The organism is Pseudomonas sp. WC2401 (assembly GCF_041200115.1).
Lineage (GTDB): Bacteria > Pseudomonadota > Gammaproteobacteria > Pseudomonadales > Pseudomonadaceae > Aquipseudomonas > Aquipseudomonas fragi.
In genome coordinates this window covers 1,212,678-1,234,172 of sequence record NZ_CP165623.1, presented here as the reverse complement: position 1 = coordinate 1,234,172, position 21,495 = coordinate 1,212,678, and the positions used below count along the sequence as shown (strand labels likewise).

Annotated in this window: 16 protein-coding genes; 14 read left to right on the top strand and 2 right to left on the bottom strand. The window is 59.7% G+C overall.

Annotated elements, in window-relative coordinates:
• Positions 1-2: 2 nt before the first annotated feature.
• From AB3G35_RS05610 to AB3G35_RS05550, 13 genes are all read left to right on the top strand, one after another.
• Positions 3-992, top strand: a complete 990-nt coding sequence (locus AB3G35_RS05610) for a ferritin-like domain-containing protein (RefSeq protein WP_086795758.1) — start codon at positions 3-5, stop codon at positions 990-992.
• A 13-nt stretch (positions 993-1,005) separates the two neighbouring features.
• Complete coding sequence (locus AB3G35_RS05605; protein WP_106116883.1) at positions 1,006-1,983, top strand: 3-oxoacyl-ACP synthase; 978 nt, start codon at positions 1,006-1,008, stop codon at positions 1,981-1,983.
• A 7-nt stretch (positions 1,984-1,990) separates the two neighbouring features.
• Entirely contained in the window at positions 1,991-3,160 is a 1,170-nt protein-coding gene (locus AB3G35_RS05600) for a PLP-dependent decarboxylase (RefSeq protein WP_369782368.1), read from the top strand.
• Positions 3,161-3,170: 10 nt separating this feature from the next.
• Positions 3,171-4,745: an acyl-CoA ligase (AMP-forming), exosortase A system-associated gene (locus tag AB3G35_RS05595; RefSeq protein ID WP_315245567.1), complete on the top strand. Its 1,575-nt coding sequence runs from the start codon at positions 3,171-3,173 to the stop codon at positions 4,743-4,745.
• 4 nt (positions 4,746-4,749) lie between these two features.
• Positions 4,750-5,745: a hypothetical protein gene (locus tag AB3G35_RS05590; protein WP_369782367.1), complete on the top strand. Its 996-nt coding sequence runs from the start codon at positions 4,750-4,752 to the stop codon at positions 5,743-5,745.
• Between the two features lie 36 nt (positions 5,746-5,781).
• The gene (locus AB3G35_RS05585) at positions 5,782-8,784 is read left to right on the top strand and encodes a citrate/2-methylcitrate synthase (RefSeq protein WP_369782366.1); all 3,003 of its coding nucleotides are present in this window, start codon (positions 5,782-5,784) and stop codon (positions 8,782-8,784) included.
• A 75-nt stretch (positions 8,785-8,859) separates the two neighbouring features.
• Positions 8,860-9,522 (top strand): class I SAM-dependent methyltransferase, encoded by a 663-nt coding sequence (locus tag AB3G35_RS05580; protein ID WP_106116887.1) that lies wholly within the window; start codon positions 8,860-8,862, stop codon positions 9,520-9,522.
• Positions 9,523-9,547: 25 nt separating this feature from the next.
• Positions 9,548-10,609 (top strand): TauD/TfdA family dioxygenase, encoded by a 1,062-nt coding sequence (locus AB3G35_RS05575; protein WP_086795751.1) that lies wholly within the window; start codon positions 9,548-9,550, stop codon positions 10,607-10,609.
• 2 nt (positions 10,610-10,611) lie between these two features.
• The gene (locus tag AB3G35_RS05570) at positions 10,612-11,616 is read left to right on the top strand and encodes an ABC transporter ATP-binding protein (RefSeq protein ID WP_315245579.1); all 1,005 of its coding nucleotides are present in this window, start codon (positions 10,612-10,614) and stop codon (positions 11,614-11,616) included.
• Positions 11,609-12,700 carry an ABC transporter permease gene (locus AB3G35_RS05565; protein WP_369782365.1) on the top strand — a complete coding sequence of 364 codons (1,092 nt, stop codon included), beginning with the start codon at positions 11,609-11,611 and terminating at the stop codon, positions 12,698-12,700. The genes AB3G35_RS05570 and AB3G35_RS05565 overlap by 8 nt, the downstream gene beginning before the upstream one ends.
• A gap of 47 nt (positions 12,701-12,747) precedes the next feature.
• Positions 12,748-13,290 carry a permease gene (locus tag AB3G35_RS05560; protein ID WP_369782364.1) on the top strand — a complete coding sequence of 181 codons (543 nt, stop codon included), beginning with the start codon at positions 12,748-12,750 and terminating at the stop codon, positions 13,288-13,290.
• A complete protein-coding gene (locus tag AB3G35_RS05555) occupies positions 13,287-14,726 on the top strand; it encodes an FAD-binding oxidoreductase (protein ID WP_369782363.1) in 1,440 nt (479 codons plus the stop codon). Before AB3G35_RS05560 ends, AB3G35_RS05555 begins: the two co-directional genes overlap by 4 nt.
• A gap of 70 nt (positions 14,727-14,796) precedes the next feature.
• Positions 14,797-16,374, top strand: coding sequence for an aldehyde dehydrogenase (NADP(+)) (locus AB3G35_RS05550; protein WP_369782362.1), 1,578 nt, complete (start codon positions 14,797-14,799; stop codon positions 16,372-16,374).
• A gap of 152 nt (positions 16,375-16,526) precedes the next feature.
• On the opposite strand, the gene AB3G35_RS05545 is transcribed toward AB3G35_RS05550, so the two are convergent.
• Positions 16,527-17,051, bottom strand: a complete 525-nt coding sequence (locus tag AB3G35_RS05545; RefSeq protein WP_016779190.1) for a single-stranded DNA-binding protein — start codon at positions 17,049-17,051, stop codon at positions 16,527-16,529.
• 9 nt (positions 17,052-17,060) lie between these two features.
• Entirely contained in the window at positions 17,061-18,452 is a 1,392-nt protein-coding gene (locus AB3G35_RS05540) for an MFS transporter (protein WP_016779189.1), read from the bottom strand.
• A 197-nt stretch (positions 18,453-18,649) separates the two neighbouring features.
• On the opposite strand from AB3G35_RS05540, the gene uvrA reads away from it, so the two are divergent.
• Positions 18,650-21,484 carry an excinuclease ABC subunit UvrA gene (gene uvrA / locus AB3G35_RS05535; protein ID WP_016779188.1) on the top strand — a complete coding sequence of 945 codons (2,835 nt, stop codon included), beginning with the start codon at positions 18,650-18,652 and terminating at the stop codon, positions 21,482-21,484.
• The last annotated feature ends 11 nt before the right edge of the window (positions 21,485-21,495 follow it).

The following is a 21,495-nucleotide window of genomic DNA, read 5'->3' as shown; positions in this document are numbered from 1 at the left end:
TCATGCAAAAAGAGCACAAACAGACACTGGATGATGGCGAGCCGATCAAGTGGAATTTCTCGGTCGATGCGTTCATGTCGCAGACCTACGATTTCAGCAATGACAGCTTGAATGCGCTGTATCAGAAAACCAAGGCCAACCAGTGGGATGTCAATACCGACATTGATTGGAGCTACGAGCTCAACCCGGACAATCCACTGGGCATGCCGGACGGCACACTGCTGATCTACGGCACCGATGTCTGGAACAAAATGAATGAAAAAAACCGTGCCGAAATTCGCCATCACTCCCAAGGCTGGACCCTGTCACAGGTACTGCACGGTGAACAGGCGGCCCTGATTTGCGCATCGAAACTGGCGGTGGCCGAAGAAAGTCTCTCGGCCCGTCTCTGTGCCGCCGGGCAAATCATCGATGAAGCTCGTCATATCGAAGCCTTCGGTCGCCTGGTCAATAACAAACTGCCGATTAGCTACCCCATGAGCAAGGCGCTCAAAGGCCTGCTGGAAGAGACCATTACCACCAGCAAGCTCGACATGACCAACCTGGGCATGCAAGTGCTGGTGGAGGGTATTGCGCTGTCACTGTTTCAAAGCATGGTCGCCTACACCAAAGACCCTTTTATCAAAGACCTGATGACGCGCATTCAGCGCGATGAGGCGCGCCACTTTGCCATTGGCCGCATCACGCTGGGCAGTGTGTACAAGGAAATGAGCAGCACTGAACGCAAGGAACGCGAAGAGTTTGTGGTTGAAGGTGCTTACACCTTGTACGAACACCTGTGCGCCGACGACATATGGGAGCCGATGGGCCTATCCAAAAAAGAGTGCAGCCATCTGGTCAGGAGTTCGGAAGTGGCCAACTCCATGCGCCGTTCCATTTTCCGGCGGCTGGTGCCAACCATCCGCGAAATGGGTTTGCTGACGCCCCGTGTAAGCGATGCCTTTGAAAAGCTCAAAGTGCTGGATTACGCCGCCATGCCAATGCCGGCTTAACAGGAAGACAGTCATGACGCCCCCAACTATCGCGGCAACAAACAGCCCCGCCCCCTTCACGATCGGTATTGAAGCCGCCGCATACGAATTGCCCGGCGAACGCCAGGACCTCAATGACTGGGCTCAGCAACACAAGTTGCCCGCCGAGCGCTTTGAGATGATCCGCAATGCGGGTTGCCGATATTTCCATGTGGCACCGGACATCGACGAGGTCGAGCTGGCCAAGCGCGCTGTCGCCCGCCTGCAAGAGGAGCAAGGCTTCAAGGGCAGCGACATCGGTGCAGTGATCCATGTGCATACCGGGCTGTTCAGCGTACCGCCGGCGCCACGCAGCCTGCCGCTGGAAGTGGCCGCGGCATTCGGCATAAAGCCTGTCTGGGCCGGGTCGATCGCACAGCTCAATTGTTCGTCGATCAGCGTCGCCATTCAAATGGCCCAGGCCCTGATGAAGGTGCATAGCCAACTGCATTCGGTGCTGATCGTCTCGTCCGACCGTGTCTTTATCGAGCGTTACCGGGTGCTGCAGGCGAGCATATTAAGTGATGGCGCGGGGTGCCTGCTGGTGACCCGTAACAGCCGCCGTAACCGGGTTGGCGCGACGGCCGTGCGCAATTATGGCAGCTGGTACCTGGGCTCCGTGACCAATAACGCGGTGAAACAGGCCATGTTCAACCTGGAGTGGCACTACACCCGCAAAGTCATGATGGAAGCCGTGGCCGACTGCGGCATGGCGCTCAGCGATTTCACCTGCATTTTGCCTTACAACTCCAACCACTCTGGCTGGAACGCCTTCTGTGGCGCCATGGCGATTCCCGCCACCACGCTCTATAGCGACAACATCCTGAACAAGGGTCATTCCTTTGGCTCGGACCTGGCGATCAACCTGGCCGATATGGGCCTGAGCAAGGTCGATGGCGGGGCGCACCTGATGAATATAACGGAATCGGACAACGGTTCATTTTCGGCATTGACCCTTCATCCGGTGAATTGACATGACCATGACCAACGCTTCTCCGCCGGTCAGGAGCGACGACGCCAGGACCGAAGAATGGCTGCTGAATCTGAAAACGCCATGCTATGTACTGGACCCCACCGTCGTAATGGCCCGTTACGCTGACTTACGCGAGCGCTTGGGGACACCGCTGATTGTGTCGCTCAAGGCCAACCCCAATCTGGACTTGTTGATCCGCTGCGGCCACGCCTTCATCGACGGTGTGGAGCTGGCCAGCCAGGGCGAACTCGATATTGTCGCGGGTCGCATCAACGCCCCCAAATACGTGAACAATCCGTCAATGGATGAAGAGTTCATGCGTGCGGCCCTGGCCTCACGTTGCACGTTCATCATCGACAGCCTGGAGCAGGCGCAGCGACTGATTCGCGTCATCGGTAAACAGGCCGCCCCGCAAACGGTATTGCGCTTGAACGCGGGTCAATTGCTCAGCTCGGGCAAACACATGGCTGACCATTTCGGCATGAGCCGCCACGACGCCTTGCTGACGACGGTTGCATTGACCCAGGCCAACGTGCCCGTCATCGGCCTCCATACATTTGCGGGCTCCAACAGTTTTCACATAGATGACAAGGGTGCCGATGCCGCCGCCCTTGCCCATGCGCTCGCTGCCTTTGCGCCGCAAGTCGCACGACTGACCGGCCTGCCCGTTACGTTTCTTAACGTCGGCGGCGGTTTCTCCGAGCACTTGCACAACCAGGCACAGACGTTTGACGCATATCGCCAGCGTATTGCCCCACTGCACGAAGACTTCAAGGTCGTCCACGAGTCCGGACGCGGTGTCTTCGCTGGCGCAGGTACCTTCGTGACCCGCGTGCGTTCAGTCAAAACCTTGGGTGAACGCTACGTTGCCGTCTGCGACGGTGGCCTGAGCCACAACTTCCTGCTGGCCAAAACCGAATCCATGTTGAAGAACTACGCGCAACCGCGCCTGCTGCGGCGCCAGCAGGCACCGGTTGACGCGCCCCTGTTGCCGACCCAGTTCGTGGGCAGCACCTGCAGCCGCGCCGACGTGATCGGCTGGAGCCATGACGTGTCGGCCCCGCCGAGCGTGGGCGATCTGGTGATCTTCGACAACTGCGGCGCCTATAACCAGACGTATAGCGTCAGCGCTTTTCTCTCGCAAAGCCCGGCACACACCTATATCCACCAGTCCTAGGGACGTCACCATGACCGCCCACATCAGTTTGTATGACCTGTTGAAAGACAGCGCCCACCACCAAGGCGCGCGCCGTGCGTTCGCTCAAGGCGCAAAGATGGCGACGTATTCCGAGCTGCTGGAAGACGTGCGCCTGACGGCAAAGAGGCTGGCCGATAGCGGTGTGCAAGCGGGCGAACGCGTCGCTGTGTATGCGGGCAAGCAGTACGAAACCATCGTCATGTTTCTGGCGATCAATGCCCGGGGTGCGATCCTGGTGCCCATCAATCCTCAGCTCAAAGAACAACAGGTACGCCATATCCTGCTGGACAGCGGTGCTCGCTTGCTCATCAGCACGGGCCCGCGCCTCAGGCGTATCGAGGCGATGGTGCAGGACATCGGGCTCGATACCTGGCAGCTGGAAAAACTACAGGCCGATAACCTGGACACACCGACCGATGCGGCGCTTGTCACCGCAGCCAGCGCAGTCACCGACAGTGATCCTGCCGCCATTTTGTACACCTCCGGCTCAACGGGCCGGCCCAAAGGCGTGGTGCTGTCGCAACGTAACCTGGTGTCTGGCGCCTATAGCGTCGCTCACTATCTGCGCTTGCGGGCCGATGACGTCATCCTCGGAATATTGCCGCTGAGCTTCGATGCCGGGCTCAGTCAGTTGACCACAGCGCTGGTCAGCGGTGCTTGCTACGCGCCGCTGGATTTCCTGCAAGCGGGCGAAGTCCCGACGTTCTGCGAAGCCCATGGCGTCACCGTGATTACCGGTGTGCCGCCGCTATGGATGCAACTGGCCTCAGTGCAATGGCCGCAGCCTGCCGGCGCGCGCATTCGCTGCTTTGCCAACACCGGCGGGCATATGCCACCGCCCTTGCTGGAAAAACTCAAAAACGCATTCCCTGATGCGCTGCCCTATCTGATGTACGGCTTGACCGAGGCTTTCCGCTCGACCTACCTGGCCCCGGAAGCAGCCGTCACGCGGCCCGACTCCATCGGCAAGGCGGTGCCCAACGCCGATATCCGCGTGATGCGCCAGGACGGCAGCGAATGTGCCGCTGGAGAGCACGGCGAACTGGTTCACCGCGGCGCGTTTGTCACGCTCGGGTACTGGAATGACCCCGAGCTGACCGCTCAACGCTTTCGTCCCTGGCTACACCCGAGCGGGCAGATTCCGCGCGCCGAAACAGCGGTCTGGTCGGGCGATATCGTCTACCGCGACAGCGACGGCTTTCTGTATTTCGTTGCGCGCAGCGACGACATGATCAAGACCTCCGGCTACCGCGTCAGCCCCACCGAAGTCGAGGAAATCCTCTTTGCCGTGGATGAAATCACCGAAGCAGCGGCGTTTGGCGTGCCGCATCCGCAACAGGGCGAGGCCATCATCATCAGCCTGCTCGCCCACCCGCAGACACAGCTCACCGCCCAGGCACTGATCAAGCTGTGCAGGGACAAACTGCCGACCTACATGGTGCCGCTGCATGTGGCCTTCCATGACTCGCCTTTACCGCGCAACCCGAACGGCAAGATCGACCGCAAGCAGTTGAAGCAGCAGTTTTCCGAGTTTTTCTCCACCCCACTTACGGTCACGGAATAGCCTCATGCTTCGAATCCGCGCTATCGCTTCCCACGTCCCCGACACGACCCCGTTCCGGGCGGTCCAAGCCCAGGAAAAAAACATCGGCTATGGCCATCTGTTGTACAAATCCGCGGTCTTTTCCATGCCTCGCGCCAGGGGCAGGGTCGACGCCGAAGAAGCGCTTCGGCTGCTGCCCACGGCGAGCATCGCCCTGCCGGTAGCACCCCCCTTGCAAAGCGGCGCCGACCTGGCGCTGGAAGCGGTCGCGCAATTGCGCCAACAGATTCCGGCAGAAACCCTGGCACAGGTAACCCACATTGTGGTGACCAATGCCGCCCTTAACCAACGCATTAATGAATCGGTCGCCGGCCGCATCCAGCACGCACTGGGCTTGCCCAAAGCGCTGCCATTCGCCATCGGCCAAGCGGGTACTGCCGGCGTGTTCAATGCCCTGAGCATGATCGAAGCGCTGGTCAGCCTCGGCGGCAAGGTGCTGTTGGTGGCGTCCGATAAGTGGCTCTACCCCTTCTTTCGCGCCTGGGGTGATCTGGTGGTGTACGGCGACGGCGCCGCCGCCATCTTGCTCGATGGCGATAGTCAGCCTGCACCAGGCTGGGGGGCGATACGGGCCTCGGCCATGCACTATCGCACGGCCATCGACAATCCCTGGGGACTGACGCCTGCCGCCCTGGCTGAACGCCTGCATCCGCTGGCGGTGAGTGCAGCGCAAACGGCGATCGAGCGGGCGGGCCTGAAAGCCAGCGACATCGATTGGGTGCTGCCGGCAGGGTTCAGCGACAGCTTCACCCTCGGCGTCAGCCGCGAACTGGGCATTGCACAAGTCCGACATTTCGAATTCGGTGTCCGAGGCCATCAGTCGAGCGCGGCTCCCTTGCTGTCGCTTATGCGCCTGCGCGCCACCCTGCCCCCCGGTAAAACGGTCACCGCCCTGCTGTGGGATACAGCCTTGTGCGGCACCGCCGGTGCCATTGTGGCCGAGATCCAGGCTGGCGCCTGAACCCGGATGCAAACCGCTTATTAATCAGGAAAACCTATGTCTGCTTATAAAGTCAGCCTGCGTGAGCTTCGCTTTTTTTTGTGGGAATTGCATAAAACCGACCAGAATTTTCTCACTCGGGCGCCGTTCAACGACAAGAATCGCGCCTATTACGATGCCTTGCTGGAGCGCGCCAGGGCGTTCGCTGATGAGTTAGGCAAGGCCTATCAAGCCTCCGACCGCCAGGGATGCCGCTTGCTGGAAAACGGCAACGTCGAAATCCCCAAGGAGTTCCACACACTCTGGCAACGCTACAAGGATGAGTGGATTCAGGTGCTGGGCAACGACAGCGAATCCCAGCAACCGGCCTTGCCCCCCCTGATCCGGCAAGCCATCCAGGAAATGTTCATGGGTGCCAATCCGGCGTTTATGACCTACGGCGGCTTCAACTTTCCAGCCATCAAGCTGCTAAAGCTGCACGGTACTGCAGCACAAAAGGCCACTTACCTGCGCAAGCTTCAACGCTACGACTGGGACGCGTGTTTCTGCGCCACCGAGCAACAGGCCGGCAGCGACCTGACGGCGGTCACCACCCTCGCAAAACCCCTTGAAAACGGCGAATACGCCGTCAGCGGCGAAAAAGTCTACATCTCGGCCGGGATGCATACGCTGACCGAAAACACCGTTTACTTTGTCTTGGGCCGCATTAATAGCGCGACCTCGACCTCCTACTCGCTTTCCTGCCTGCTAGTGCCGCGCTTCTGGCCCAATCCAGAGACCGGCGAGCTGGAAGACAACCATGTCGAGTGCACGTCATTGCTGCACAAAATGGGCTTGAAGGGCTGCGCCAATACCCAGCTGGTGTTTGGTCGAAGCGGCACCACCCGCGCCGTCCTGCTGGGTGATCGCAAGAATGCCGGGTTGCTGCAACTTGTGCCCTTGATGAACCAGGCGCGTATGAGCACGGCGATTATCGGCCTGGGCCTGGCGTCCAGTGCCTATCTGCACTCAGTCGATTTCGCCGGTAAACGGCTCCAGGGCCGCGCCATCAGTCGCACGTCCGATGCCAGCGCACCCGCTGTGCCCATCATCGAACACGCCGACGTACAGCGCATGCTGCTGGAAATGAAGGCGCGGGTAGAGGGCTGCCGCGGGCTGCTCGGCAAATTGACCGGCGCATCGACCCAGGCGTATGCCCTGGAAGCCGAGCCGGTACTGGACGAAGCCCGGGTCGAAAAGTACCGCAAGCTGGTGCTGCTGTTCACGCCGATCTGCAAGGCGTTCGTCTCGGACCAGGCCTGGAAAATCTGCGAACTGGCGATTCAGGTGCATGGCGGCATCGGCTACACCGATGCTTACCCTGTGGAACAAAATGCCCGCGACGTGAAAATCCTGTCGATCTGGGAAGGCACCAACTATATCCAGTCCCAGGATCTGGTGCGCGACAAGCTGGGATTTGGCCGAAACTCACGCCTGATCAAATATTTGCGCGAAGAGCTGGATGCCTTTTTGAGCAGCAAAATGGGGGTCGGGATTGAGCTGCAAGCTAAATTCCCGCTGCTGGAAAACGCCATGCTCGCTGTTGAGCAGGCGCTTGCACTCATCAATGAGCACGTGCGTGCAGGTCGCACCCACGAAACCAGCCAGTTCTTTACCCGCTTCCTGGAAATGCTCGGTCTCACCGCCAGCGCCTGGGTCTTGCTGGAATCGGCCTGCCTGGCAGAGCGCCAGCTTCACCAGCAACCGAGTGCCGAAGAAGCCGCTTTTTACCGGGGCAAGGTCAAGACCGCGCAATATTTTTTCGCCAATATCCTGCCGACTGTGACGCAACACGCACAGGCCATAGAAAACCTGCTGGTCGCCCACTGCGGCATTGCGCTTGATGAACTGGTACAGGCCGACACGCCCACACCCACACCGCCGCAGAGCCTGTTTGGCGGACCGCGCAGCCTGTATCGCGGCACCAATATCGACGGTGCCACGCTTGAGCCCAATGAAGGCCTGTGGGTCAGGGGTCGTAACCTCAATGACCTGATCGGCATTGTCGACTTCCCCACGGCGCTGTGGCTGGCGTGGTTTGGCAGCCTGCCGTCCCCTGCCGAGAGCCAGGCCGTTGACGCTGTCCTGGTACACATTGCTCGCCACCTGTCGCAGGCGCCAGCCTATCGACGCGGCATCGAAGCGGTGGCCGACAGCGGTGCCGGCATGGTGCAGGCAGCCGCCTGCGGCTTTCTCGGCGATCTGGGCGCGCTGGAAAATATCGCCCTGCGCGAAGCAACCGCGCGCGGCTTGCCCACCCATCAGGACTTTATCCAGGGCCTGGTCAGCGTTGCCTCAGCGCCGCACTTTTTGCACGCGGCGCTCGGTCATCAAGCCCCCGGCGCAGCGCCGGGCCAACACGCCGAGGGGGTGTTGGCGGCAATGGGCGCGAGCAACATCGACGCATTATCCATTCGTGTCGTTGACGCCCTGCTGGTGGCCTGGCACGCCGGTTTCGGCTACATCACGCCGACGGTGCTGGTACCACGCACCGCCATCGGCACCGGCGTCAGCCTTGCGCAGGCCGTAGCGGCCGGGTTTATGGCCAGCGGCCCCAAACATGTCGGCGCAGCAGAAGAAGCCATGAGCTGGCTCAAGACCATCAGTGCACAAGCCAGCCATGCCGACATACGGCAAGCGGTCGACCACGCGCTGGATCAGCCCGGCAACCTGTTGTTTGGTTTCGGCCATCCGCTGTTTGTGCAGGATCCACGGCCGCCGCATATCAGGGCCCTGTTTGCTCAATGGGGTTTCGGGGGGCGCTACCTGGAGATTTTTGACGTCGTCTGTGCCCACGTCCTGGAGCGTAAAGGCCTGCGTCCGAATATTGATTTCATCACCGCTGCAGCCCTGCTTGATCTCGGTATAACGCAAGCCCGTTGGAGTGTCGGCCTGGGGCTCTGTGGCCGGGTGGCGGCCATCGTCGCGCATGCCATCGAGCGGCGTGATCGTCCTGCTTTCGGTGTCAGCAGCAAAGCCGCGCGCAAGTTGCTGGCCACCGTTCCAGTGGGTTGGCTGTAGGGCAGCCAGACGCAGACCGCCATTGCTATGCCAACGCTGAATCCTTGTAACGCCATTTCATACGGGAACTTATAAATGTTATTGAAAAATCTACGCCCTGCTGACGAATACGATCGCTTTGCCTCGCAAGCACTGGAGCCCTGGGACGTGATGTTCGTCACCCGCATCCGCCAGATTGCCCGCGACCTGCCGCCCGGCGCCCTGGTCGATATCGGCACGGCCACCGTCGTGGTGCCGGTGCGTCTGGCGGCCGACCCGGTATTGAAAGGCTGGCATTTCATCGGTCTGGATCTGGACGAAACCATGCTCGACGGTGGCCGACCGCGTATCGAAGCGCTCGGCCTGAGCGACACCATCGAACTCAAGGTGGGCGACGCCCTGGACCTGCCCTTCGCGGACAACAGCCTGACCATGGCGGTCAGCCGCGCCACCTTGCATCACTTGCCGGACAAGGTGAAAAGCCTGACCGAGATGTACCGCGTCCTGCAGCCGGGCGGAGTCGGCCTGGTACACGACATGCGCCGCGACGTCGCCCCCGACTTGCTGGAGAAATTCACTCAAATGCGCGCATCGGTGGGCTATCCACCGACCCATGTTGAAGAAAAGGTCACCCTGCAAGAAGCGCGCGAACTGGTCATCGAGGCGGGTCTGGAGCATTGCACGGTGGTGACCAGCCCTCGTTCGGGCATGGGCGCACTGGGTTTCGAAATCCTCATTAAAAAGCCTTTGTTGGTTTGATACGCAACTCGCCGGGGAAAAGGCTATGGATCAACGTACAGATCGGGTTGAGCACTTTCAGGCAATGCTGGGCAGCTCGCAGGTGCAGTGTGGTTTCCTGCCACACGGGCCCATGCCACTCGTTATAACACCCGTGGACCGCACGCTAAGCGATGACAGCGAAGCGTTTGCGACGTGGTATCGCCACCACCAGTCGATTTTCGACAGCATGCTGCTGGCGTTCGGTTGCCTGTTGTTCCGTGGTTTTGCATTGCGCGAAAGCGCGGACTTCCAGGCCATCGCGCAACAGTATCCTGAGCATGCATTCGGTTATATCGGCGGCGCCACGCCACGCAACAATATCGAGGGCAGAGTCTACGAATCGACCCGCATCCCGCCCACCCTGAAAATCGGCCTGCATCAGGAAAAGGCCTACATGGCCCACTATCCACAGAAACTCGCCTTCTTTTGCAAACAGCCCTCCGCTGAAGGCGGCGAAACCATCCTGTGCGACATGCGAGCCGTTACCCGTCGCCTGCCGCCGCACTTGATCGAACGCTTCAGCGCCGCGCGCATCCAGTACTTGCGCAACTTCCGTGCCCCCAGCACGCCCGGGAATGAACCGCGCAACACCCATATGCGCGAATACCACCGCCCCTGGAATGAAGCGTTCCTGACCGATGATCCGCAGCAGGTGGAACAGCTGTGCCGCGACACACACCTCGATTACCAATGGCTCGACGATGGCAGCATCACGGTGTCGCATACCGGTGACGCCATGTTGAAACATCCGCTGACGGGCGAATCCATCTGGTTCAATCAACTGTCGACCCAACACAACAATGCCCGCTCCCTCGGCAAGCCGGGTTACGCCTACATCCAGCGCGCCTATCAGGACAAACCGGCACGCCCTTACGAGGTGCGGCTAGGCGACGGTACGCCGATCCCGGAGGCTGATATCGCGCCGATTTACGACGCGCTTGAGGCGCAGGAGATCGCGTTTCCCTGGCACAGCGGTGACCTGCTGTTGATCGATAACATTGCTGTCGCCCATGGCCGCAATCCCTTCAAAGGCCAACGCGATGTCCAAGTCGCGTTGTTCGATTGAACATGAACAGTCAAATCCTGCTGACAGACGACAAACACGGGCTGTCCGAACCCGCCGTGGATCCCGGGATGCACTTGGCACCCACGCGCACTGAGGAACCCTGTGCGGCGGCGGCCAAATTGATCCGGGTCAGCGCCGGCAGTTTCCGCTTCGAGGTCCGCGATCTGCAGTTTCGCCGCGGTCGGCATACCGCCATCATCGGCCCCAATGGCGCCGGCAAGACCACCCTGGTCGAAGCCTTGCTCGGCTTCCGTCAGGCACATCTGGAAGACGCGCAGATTCTGGGGGTTGCGGCGGCGCGCTTTCTGCAAAGCACCCGCCACCGCAAGCGGCTGGGGGTGCAATTGCAACGGGTCGAATATGAAGACTCGTCGAATGTCAGGGAAATCCTCGATTTGCATCAGGCCCTGTACGGCAAGCAAGACCTGCAGGTAGCGCAGGCGCTGGACATCGAACCGTTGCGCAAACTGCCCTATCGGGCACTGTCACGCGGTCAAAAGCAGCGGCTCGATTTGTTCGTGGCACTGGCCCACCATCCGGAACTTGTCGTACTTGATGAACCGTTTACCGGGCTTGACCGCGCTTATATCGAGCGCGTCGCACACCTGCTGCGCTACGACCTGGCGGGCCTGACCATCATCATGATTTGCCACTCGGAGGAAGAGCTGGATGCTGCCAGCGATGTGGTGTGGGTGTGCAATGGCGGGGTTGAGTATCGGGGCGATAAAGAAGCACTGAAGAACCGCCTGGTCGGCACCTTCCATGCTCGTCTGCAACTGGACGACAGTGAACAGATCAACGCCATCTATCGCCAGCTGGAACGCGAAAGCGCCACGCTGCGGCTGTCGAGGCCATCCAGCAATGAAATCAGCGTCTATGGCACGCAGGCACTGGATCCGTTGATACGCGCCCTGATCGGTCATGTTGCGTTCCAGCACTTTGAATTCGGCCCCACCCACTACCGCGATATGTTGCACATCTGCGCCCAGGGAGAACAGGATGTTTAGCATACTGGCGATATTGACGCGCAACGAGCTGCTGGGTTTTTTCCGCAGCAAGTCGGCGCTGTTCTGGGCGCTGGCCTTCCCCATCCTGCTGCTGACCGTGATGCTGATGGCTTTCGGTCATCCAGGCTCACTGGGTACGGTCAATGTCGAGTTTCAGGAAGCTGGCACCCAGGCCAGTTCGGACACCCGCTGCCCGTTGGCGATTGAGCAGGCATTCGCTGGCGGCGATCCCGTAAAGGCCAATTTTTCAACCGTCAGCAGCACTGCCCCCATCGCAGCAGACACGGTGCGCATCGTCTTTGCGGCCGGCGACGAACCGATGCAGGTGCGCTATGACTTCAAGGGTCAGCTGGCGGTACGCGCCGCAGCACGCGTGATCGAGATCGCCGCGGTCAGGTGTTCAGCGGCCAAGCGCGGCATTGTGTCGACAGACCTGGTGCGTTTCGAAGATACGGCCTCCGGCGCCAAGCCCTTCGACTACGGCCAGTTTTTTACCACCGGCATTTTGGTCATCTGTTTGATGTCACTCGGCATCATGTCCACCGCCTTGTCCATTGCCAGCTTGCGTGAACACAACGCCCTCAAGATCTACGCCTGCTTTCCAGTGCCGAAGCTGGTTTTTCTGGCCTCTATCCTCTTGTCGCGCGTAGTCATGATGCTGATTTCGGTGGGTACATTGCTGCTGGTGGCGCGGTACGGGTACGGCATCGACATCTCGCTGTGGAGTGTGCAGACCTTGCGTGCGTTGCCGGTCATTGTGCTGGGCGGCGTCATGTTGCTGTGCCTCGGCACCCTGCTGGCCAGTCGCACTGCCTCGATAAAAGAAACCGAACTGCTGTGCCATCTGATCCATTACCCGGCCCTGTTCTTCGGCAACCTGACCATCCCGTTGAACGATGCGCCAGCCTGGATCAAAAGCATTCTCTCGGTGATTCCGATCAACCAGTTTGTCTCGGTACTGCGCCAAGTGATGCTCGACGGAGCGTCCCTGCCATCGCTGTGGCTGCCCTTGTTGACCCTGGCAGGCTGGACCACGTTGTTTCTCACCGCCGCGACCTTCATGTTCCGCTGGCACAAAAGTTAAGCCCGGGACCCTGGCATTTCATTGCATCTCTATTCAAGGAAACCAGCATGTCTATCAGCAAGCTAGGCCGTGCCTATTTGTCGAATGCCAGCGCATTCATTCCGGTCATCGTGTTCCTCTTGTATGGTCGTTTCGGCCCGGGTGAGGCAGGCGTGCGCTGGGAGACTGCGTATCTGCTCAGCGGTATTCTGAGCATTGCCCACATGGTCTGGCTGTTCAATTACCGTCCTGGCCACTGGATCGCACTGGCCGTCGACCTGTACCTGATGATTGGCGCCCTGCTGGCTTCGGTATCTACCGCTGCTCTGCAAGTGTGGGGGCAGGAGCTGGGTGCTGCGCCCGTGCTGGCGTGCGTATTGGTGATTGGTATGGGGGCCACCCAGCTTTCTCCACTCGGTTTCATCGGCGAAACCAGCAGCGATCATGCGTTGGTTCGAAAACTCTCGGTGATGCTGCTGATTGCGGCTGCTATCGCCGTCGCGGTGTCATTGGCTTTTCGCCATAACACGCTGCTGGGAGGCGTATTGCCAATCGTCGCGCTGGTGCTGGTACGCAGCCAATTGCTCAAACGCATGGCGGCGGCGCAATGAACGACCTGGAACATACCGTGGACCGACAAGCCTCGGGCCTCGACGCGTTTCTGGCCGAAGTCGCCGAAGTTCTGGGGCAGGCGTCGCTGCTGACCGGGGCGGACTGTGCCCCTTATGAAAGGGACGACGCACATTGCCGTGGCAAAGCAGCGGCGGTCGTCTTCCCGCGCGATGCCCACGCTGTCAGCGCACTTATGCGCATCGCGGTGCGCCATCGCATACGGCTGATCGCCCAAGGCAACCGCAGTGGATTGGTGGGGGGTGCCGTTACCGACAACTCCGGCAAGCAAGTGATCGTTTCCCTTACGCGCATGCGCCACGTGCGCGAAATGGATCCCTTGAACCGCACGGTGATTGTCGAAGCCGGCACGCTCTTGTCAGAACTGAATCGCACACTGGAAACCCATTCGCTGTACTTCCCTATTGATATCGGCAGCGACCCGGCCATAGGCGGATTAATCGGCGCCAATGCCGGCGGCAGCCGCTTGCTCAAGCATGGCGACGTGCGCCATAACCTGCTCGGTATCGAAGTGGTGCTGGCCGATGACGACGGCACCGTGGTGCAGCTACTCGCCCCCTTGCGCAAGAACAATACCGGGCTTGATCTCAAGCAGTTGTTTGTCGGCACCGGCGGCGCCTTCGGGATCATTACGGCGGCGACCCTTGAGCTCAAGCGTATCGACCAGTCGACGCAAAGCGTGTTTGTGGCCTTGCCTGACCATGGGACAGCGCTTGAGGTGTTGCAGGCTTTCGAGCATCAATTTGGCGATCTGCTGTGCGCATTCGAAGTGATCTCCGAGGCAGCGCTCGCCATTACCTTGCGCAACTTCCCCACGCTGCGCCACCCGTTCGGCCAATCGTCGGCAAGCTGCTATGCCCTGATTGAGATCGCCAGCAGCATGCCTGGCTTGCACAGCCTTTTTTCGCAACGAACCGAACAGGTGCTGGAAGCGCTGTATGAAAGCGGCCGAGTTCTCGACGCCGCCTTTGGAAATACCAGCAGCTTTTGGCCACTGCGAGACAACCTGCCGCTGGCCATCGCCAAGGAAGGTATCCCACTGTCGTTCGACGTGGCGTTTTCGCGCTCACGATTGGTCGCTTTCCGCGATCAAGCTGCACAGTGGCTAGAGCACGAACATCCGCTGCTGCAACTTTACGATTTCGGCCATTTTGCCGACGGCGGCTGCCATTTGATTGTGCTTGTGCCGCACGCCCACATCGCCCAGTACGGCATCGCCAAGGTCGTCGCTGTGCGTAGCGGCATTTATAAGCTGGTGTCCGAAAACGGCGGCTGCTTCAGTGCAGAGCATGGCGTCGGGCCCGTGAATGCAGCTTATTACAGCAAGTACACCCCCCCTGAGGTGCAGGAAATCAGCAGGGCAATGCAGCATTTAATGGACCCGCAGGCTGTGCTGGGTCGCTACCGCTACACATAGAACCAACCGCCTGCGCACTTCAATTTCAGAAAAATCGGGCCTGACGATGGCACAGCAAGCAATAGGACACATGATGATTACCGGCAAAATGCTCATCGGTCAGTCGGCAGTGCTTGGCGACAAAGGATCGCTGTCTGCAATCAATCCTGCCACCCATGAAACGCTGGGGCCTGACTTCGGTGTCGGCGGTATCGCTGACATTGACCAGGCTTGCACGCTGGCGCAGCAGGCCTGCGATCGCTACCGCGCGACCACGGCAGAGCAGCGTGCTCAGTTCCTGGAAGCGATCGCCACCGGCATCCTGGCGCTGGGAGTCACGCTAATCGGGCGCGCCTCCCTCGAAACCGGATTGCCTGCAGCGCGCCTGATCATCGAACGGGGCCGCACCGTGAGCCAGTTGCGACTCTTTGCACAGGTGGTGCGCGACGGCCACTATCTCGGCGCCACCCTGGACTGCGCCTTGCCGACGCGCATCCCTTCTCGCCCCGACCTGAGGTTGCACAAGATCGCCCTCGGCCCGGTGGCTGTATTTGGTGCAAGCAACTTTCCATTGGCGTTTTCGGTTGCCGGCGGCGATAGCGCCGCCGCCCTGGCCGCTGGCTGCCCGATAGTGGTCAAGGCGCACGAGGCTCACCTGGGTACGTCTGAACTGGTAGGCCAGGTGATTCAACAGGCAGCCGCTGCCCATCACTTGCCCGAGGGCGTGTTTTCCCTGCTTATCGGCGACGGTCACCTGTTCGGCCAGACCCTGGTCAGCCATCCCGCGATCAAGGCAGTCGCCTTCACCGGTTCGCGCCAGGGCGGCCTGGCGCTAATGCGTACAGCGGCGCAACGCAGTGAACCGATCCCGGTGTACGCCGAAATGAGCTGTATCAATCCCGTGTTCCTGTTGCCCCATGCACTGTCGATACGCGCCAGCGAAATCGGCCGTGGATTCGTTGAGGCTCTGACGATGAGTGCGGGGCAACTGTGTACCAATCCGGGCCTGGTGATTGCCTTGGAAGGTCAGCCCCTGACCCAGTTTTGCAGCACGGCCCAGGACGCCCTGCGCAAAAAGGCGGCGGCCACCATGCTGACCCCGGGGATTCATCGTGCCTACCTCGCCGGTATCGAAGAGACGGGCACTATCAACGGTGTTACAACGCTGGGGCAAGGTTGCCCTGCTCAAACGCCATGTGCAGCGCAGGCCACCTTGTTCGTAACGGATGCAGCCACTTTTCTGACGACAGCACGACTGGGCGACGAAATATTCGGCCCCGGCTCGCTGATCGTCGCCTGCAAGAATGAAGATGAAATGCTGGCGGTCGCCGAGCACCTGTCAGGGCAGCTGACGGCGACATTGCAACTGGATCACGCTGATCATGCGCTGGCCAGAAAACTGCTGCCCATCCTTGAGCGCAAGGCGGGCCGGATCCTGGCGAACGGTTATCCGAACAATGTCGAGGTGTCTCATGCGATGGTGCACGGCGGCCCGTTCCCGGCCAGCTCGGACAGTCGTAGCAGCGCCGTCGGCGCCAGTGCCATCGACCGGTTCTTGCGGCCGGTGTGTTATCAGGACCTGCCTGCGGCCTTGATGCCTGAAGCGCTACAAGATGGCAATCCGCTAGATCTGTGGCGGACGGTCAATGGTGAATGTGTGCTGGGCTGAGCCGAGTGGAGAGGAAGCGCCTTCAAGTCAGAGCCATTTTCCTGATGAAAACCACACCTCCAGGTTAAAAACTTTACAACGCAAAGCCATAAAAAAAGCCCCTATACAGGGGCTTTTCATCTGAATCTTTACCTGAATGTCACAGGTAATTATCAGAACGGGATATCGTCATCAAAGCTGTCGAAATCCGGAGCTGGCTGCGGTGCCTGCTGTTGCGGTGCAGGACGCGACTGCTGCTGTTGTTGCGGTGCAGGGCGTTGAGCCTGCTGACGCGGAGCCGACTGTTGTTGCTGGTAGTTGTTGCCACCACCCTGGTTTTGCTGGTCGCCCTGTGGACGGCCACCCAGCAGTTGCATGGTGCCTTGCATGTCGACCACGATTTCAGTGGTGTAACGCTTGATACCGTCTTTTTCCCACTCGCGGGTTTGCAGCTTGCCTTCGATGTACACCTGCGAACCCTTGCGCAGGTATTCGCCGGCAATTTCGGCCACTTTGCCGAACATCGATACACGGTGCCATTCAGTCTTTTCGACTTTCTGGCCGGTTTGCTTGTCAGTCCACTGTTCGCTGGTTGCCAGACTCAGGTTGGTCACGGCATTACCGTTAGGCAAGTAGCGAACTTCGGGATCCTGGCCGCATGTGCCGACCAATATAACTTTGTTAACCCCACGGGCCATAACGTTCTCCTAGGCTTCGCACGTCGGCGCTGGGTTAACCAACTGCTCGAGTGTCGCGCGATCCAATAGTTCGGTGTCCAATTTGATATAAATCGCGGACTCTTCAGCCACGATCACTGCATCTGTAACGCCAGTAACAGCCTTCAAACGCTCAGCCAGACCTGCTTCGCGCAGCGCCTCAGGTGATAACGGCAGGCGCAGGCTTGTTACATACGGTGGTTCGCGCATGGTAACAGCAAAGGCTAGCCAGAGTGCAGCCAGACCTGCGCATCCAAGGAACACAACCGACAAACCGCCATGCTGGAACAGCCAGCCGCCGAGGATGCCGCCCAGTGCCGAACCGAGGAATTGGCTGGTGGAATAAACCCCCATCGCCGTGCCCTTGCCGCCTGCGGGTGAAACTTTGCTGATCAGCGAAGGCAGTGAAGCCTCCAACAGGTTAAACGCGGTGAAAAACACCACGGTGCCGATCACCAACGCCCGCAAACTGTCGCCGAACTTCCAGAAGAATAGCTCAGTGAGCATCAACGTAACGACGGCGCCGAGCAAAACTCGTTTCATTTTGCGTTTCTTTTCGCCGTAGATGATGAACGGAATCATGGCGAAAAAAGATATCAGTAAGGCCGTCAGGTACACCCACCAGTGCTGCTCCTTGGGCAGGCCGGCCTTTTCGACCAGCGCCAGCGGCAAGGCAATAAAGCTCGACATCAACATGGCGTGCAACACAAAAATGCCAAGGTCCAGGCGCAACAGGTCAGGGTGACGCAAGGTCGGCAGCAAAGCCTGCTTCGCCACACCGGACTCACGATGCTGCAAGGTCCCGGTGGAACGCGGCACCATAAACATCACGATCACGATCCCGCACAGTGCCATTGCCCCCGTGGCCAGAAACAGGCCAGACAACCCGAATGCACGGGTCAGCAACGGCCCCACGACCATTGCGACAGCAAATGACAATCCGATGGTCATGCCGATCATGGCCATCGCCTTGGTGCGGTGCTGCTCACGGGTCAGGTCCGACAACAGCGCCATGACAGCTGCTGAAATCGCCCCTGCGCCTTGCAGGATACGTCCCGCAATAACGCCCCAGATCGAATCGGAATTGGCCGCCAGCACACTGCCCAGCGCAAAGACAATCAAGCCCAGGTAAATCACCGGGCGCCGTCCAATACGGTCGGAAATGATCCCGAACGGGATTTGAAAAATTGCCTGGGTCAGGCCATAAGCGCCAATTGCCAGACCTATAAGGGCAGGCGTCGCGCCAGCCAGGTCCATCCCATAGGTCGCCAGTACCGGCAACACCATAAACATGCCCAGCATACGGAAGGCGAACACAAGGGCCAGACCGCTTGCTGCCCGGGTCTCGCCGCTGCTCATGCGTTCGCTGTGGGGATCGTGCATGGAAAAACCTCATGTGAACCGGCGGCGATTCTATCAGTCCCATCGAGTAACAGCACATACACGAGAGCGCCGCGACGCTTTGTCACGCAAAAGTTATAAAGGCTGCTTGAATGACATCGGGCCATCAAGGCCTGCACAGCTTTCACACAGATCCGTATACTCATTCGTTTACGTTATGCCCGCCAAGCGAGGCCGCAGTGGACAAGATCCTGATACGTGGGGCACGAACCCACAACCTGAAGAACATCGACCTGACCCTGCCAAGGGACAAACTGATCGTCATCACCGGACTGTCTGGCTCCGGCAAATCATCCCTGGCGTTTGACACCTTGTACGCCGAGGGCCAGCGACGTTATGTCGAGTCGCTGTCAGCCTATGCGCGACAGTTCCTGTCAATGATGGAAAAGCCTGACGTCGATACCATCGAAGGTCTGTCGCCGGCGATTTCCATCGAACAGAAATCGACCTCGCACAACCCGCGCTCCACCGTCGGCACCATCACCGAGATCTACGATTACCTGCGCCTGCTGTATGCCCGCGTCGGTATCCCGCGTTGCCCGGACCACGATATTCCTCTGGAAGCGCAGACCGTCAGCCAGATGGTCGATCTGGTGTTGGCGCAGCCTGAAGGCAGCAAATTGATGCTGCTTGCACCGGTGATTCGCGAGCGCAAGGGCGAACACCTGTCGGTGTTTGAAGAGCTGCGCGCCCAGGGCTTTGTTCGCGCCCGGGTCAACGGCAAGCTCTGTGAGCTGGACGAGTTGCCCAAGCTCGACAAACAGAAAAAACACTCCATCGATGTGGTGGTCGACCGCTTTAAAGTGCGCGCCGACTTGCAACAGCGCCTGGCCGAGTCGTTCGAGACCGCGCTGAAGCTGGCCGATGGCATTGCCTTGGTCGCGCCGATGGACGATGAGCCCGGCGAAGAGATGATCTTCTCCGCACGCTTTGCCTGCCCGATTTGCGGCCACGCGATCAGCGAGCTGGAGCCCAAGCTGTTCTCCTTCAACAACCCGGCAGGTGCCTGCCCGACCTGCGATGGTTTGGGGGTCAAGCAGTTCTTCGATATCAAGCGTCTGGTCAATGGCGAGCTGACCCTGGCCGAAGGCGCGATACGCGGCTGGGACAGGCGTAACGTGTATTACTTCCAGATGCTCGGGGCGCTGGCCAAGCATTACGACTTCAGCCTTGAAGTACCTTTCAGCGAACTGCCGGCTGACAAGCAAAAGGTCATCCTGTATGGCAGCGGCACGCAGAACGTGGATTTCCGCTATCTGAACGATCGCGGCGATATCGTCAAACGCGCGCACCCGTTCGAAGGCATCGTGCCGAACCTCGAACGCCGCTACCGCGAAACCGAGTCGGCCACCGTGCGCGAAGAACTGGCCAAGTTCCTCAGCACCCAGTCCTGCCCGGATTGCCGCGGTACCCGACTGCGTCGTGAAGCCCGTCATGTATGGGTCGGCGAAAAAACCCTGCCAGCGGTCACCAGCCTGCCTATCGGTGATGCTACCGAATACTTCAGCACATTGAGCCTGACCGGGCGTCGTGGCGAAATCGCCGACAAGATCCTTAAGGAAATTCGCGAGCGCCTGCAGTTTTTGGTGAATGTGGGGCTCGACTATCTGTCCCTGGACCGTAGTGCCGATACGCTGTCGGGCGGTGAAGCCCAGCGTATTCGTCTGGCTAGCCAGATTGGCGCTGGCCTGGTCGGGGTGCTGTATATCCTCGACGAGCCCTCTATCGGCCTGCATCAGCGCGATAACGATCGCTTGCTGGGCACCCTCAAGCATCTGCGTGATATCGGCAACACCGTGATTGTGGTGGAGCACGACGAAGACGCCATTCGCTTGGCGGACTATGTGGTGGATATCGGCCCGGGTGCAGGTGTGCATGGCGGCCATATCGTCGCGCAAGGCACGCCGGCCGAGGTCATGGCCCACCCTGACTCCCTGACGGGCAAATACCTGTCGGGCCGGGTGAAGATTGCCGTACCTGCCAAGCGCACGCCGCGCAACAAGAAGCTGACACTGTCGCTCAAGGGCGCTCGTGGTAATAACCTGCGCAATGTGGATCTGGAAATCCCCATCGGCCTGTTGACCTGTGTCACCGGGGTGTCCGGCTCAGGCAAATCGACCCTGATCAACAACACGCTCTATCCGCTCAGCGCCACGGCCCTCAATGGCGCGACCACGCTGGAAGCTGCGGCGCACGACAGCATCAAGGGGCTGGAGCATCTGGACAAGGTCGTCGACATCGACCAAAGCCCGATTGGCCGCACCCCGCGCTCCAACCCGGCGACCTACACCGGGTTGTTCACGCCAATCCGTGAACTGTTTTCGGGCGTGCCTGAATCGCGCTCCCGCGGTTACGGCCCCGGGCGTTTCTCCTTCAACGTGAAGGGCGGACGCTGCGAGGCCTGTCAGGGTGATGGCTTGATCAAGGTAGAAATGCACTTTCTGCCGGACATCTATGTGCCGTGCGATGTGTGCAAGAGCAAACGCTATAACCGTGAAACCCTTGAGATCAAATACAAGGGCAAGAACATTCACGAAGTGTTGGAGATGACCATCGAGGAAGCGCGGGAGTTCTTCGACGCAGTGCCTGCACTGGCGCGTAAGCTGCAAACACTGATGGATGTAGGCTTGTCCTATATCAAGCTCGGACAATCCGCCACCACGCTGTCAGGCGGTGAGGCGCAGCGGGTCAAGTTGTCCCGCGAGCTGTCCAAGCGTGATACCGGCAAGACCCTGTATATCCTCGATGAGCCTACAACCGGTTTGCACTTTGCCGATATCCAGCAATTGCTGGATGTGCTGCATCGTCTTCGTGACCACGGCAACACCGTGGTGGTGATCGAGCACAACCTGGACGTGATCAAGACAGCTGACTGGCTGGTGGATCTTGGGCCGGAGGGGGGTTCCAAGGGTGGGCAGATTATTGCTACCGGTACACCGGAAGAAGTAGCCGAGATGAAGCAATCACACACGGGCTTCTACCTGAAGCCACTGCTGATTCGCGACAAGGCTTAAATCGCGATACG

Excerpts from the sequence above, each read along its gene's own strand:
- AB3G35_RS05580 (WP_106116887.1), top strand. The coding sequence starts at position 8,860 with ATGTTATTGAAAAATCTACGCCCTGCTGACGAATACGATCGCTTTGCC.
- AB3G35_RS05560 (WP_369782364.1), top strand. The coding sequence starts at position 12,748 with ATGTCTATCAGCAAGCTAGGCCGTGCCTATTTGTCGAATGCCAGCGCA.
- AB3G35_RS05575 (WP_086795751.1), top strand. The coding sequence starts at position 9,548 with ATGGATCAACGTACAGATCGGGTTGAGCACTTTCAGGCAATGCTGGGC.
- AB3G35_RS05545 (WP_016779190.1), bottom strand. The coding sequence starts at position 17,051 with ATGGCCCGTGGGGTTAACAAAGTTATATTGGTCGGCACATGCGGCCAG.
- AB3G35_RS05600 (WP_369782368.1), top strand. The coding sequence starts at position 1,991 with ATGACCAACGCTTCTCCGCCGGTCAGGAGCGACGACGCCAGGACCGAA.
- AB3G35_RS05565 (WP_369782365.1), top strand. The coding sequence starts at position 11,609 with ATGTTTAGCATACTGGCGATATTGACGCGCAACGAGCTGCTGGGTTTT.
- AB3G35_RS05555 (WP_369782363.1), top strand. The coding sequence starts at position 13,287 with ATGAACGACCTGGAACATACCGTGGACCGACAAGCCTCGGGCCTCGAC.
- AB3G35_RS05610 (WP_086795758.1), top strand. The coding sequence starts at position 3 with ATGCAAAAAGAGCACAAACAGACACTGGATGATGGCGAGCCGATCAAG.
- AB3G35_RS05550 (WP_369782362.1), top strand. The coding sequence starts at position 14,797 with ATGATGATTACCGGCAAAATGCTCATCGGTCAGTCGGCAGTGCTTGGC.
- AB3G35_RS05605 (WP_106116883.1), top strand. The coding sequence starts at position 1,006 with ATGACGCCCCCAACTATCGCGGCAACAAACAGCCCCGCCCCCTTCACG.
- AB3G35_RS05585 (WP_369782366.1), top strand. The coding sequence starts at position 5,782 with ATGTCTGCTTATAAAGTCAGCCTGCGTGAGCTTCGCTTTTTTTTGTGG.
- AB3G35_RS05590 (WP_369782367.1), top strand. The coding sequence starts at position 4,750 with ATGCTTCGAATCCGCGCTATCGCTTCCCACGTCCCCGACACGACCCCG.
- AB3G35_RS05570 (WP_315245579.1), top strand. The coding sequence starts at position 10,612 with ATGAACAGTCAAATCCTGCTGACAGACGACAAACACGGGCTGTCCGAA.
- AB3G35_RS05540 (WP_016779189.1), bottom strand. The coding sequence starts at position 18,452 with ATGCACGATCCCCACAGCGAACGCATGAGCAGCGGCGAGACCCGGGCA.
- AB3G35_RS05595 (WP_315245567.1), top strand. The coding sequence starts at position 3,171 with ATGACCGCCCACATCAGTTTGTATGACCTGTTGAAAGACAGCGCCCAC.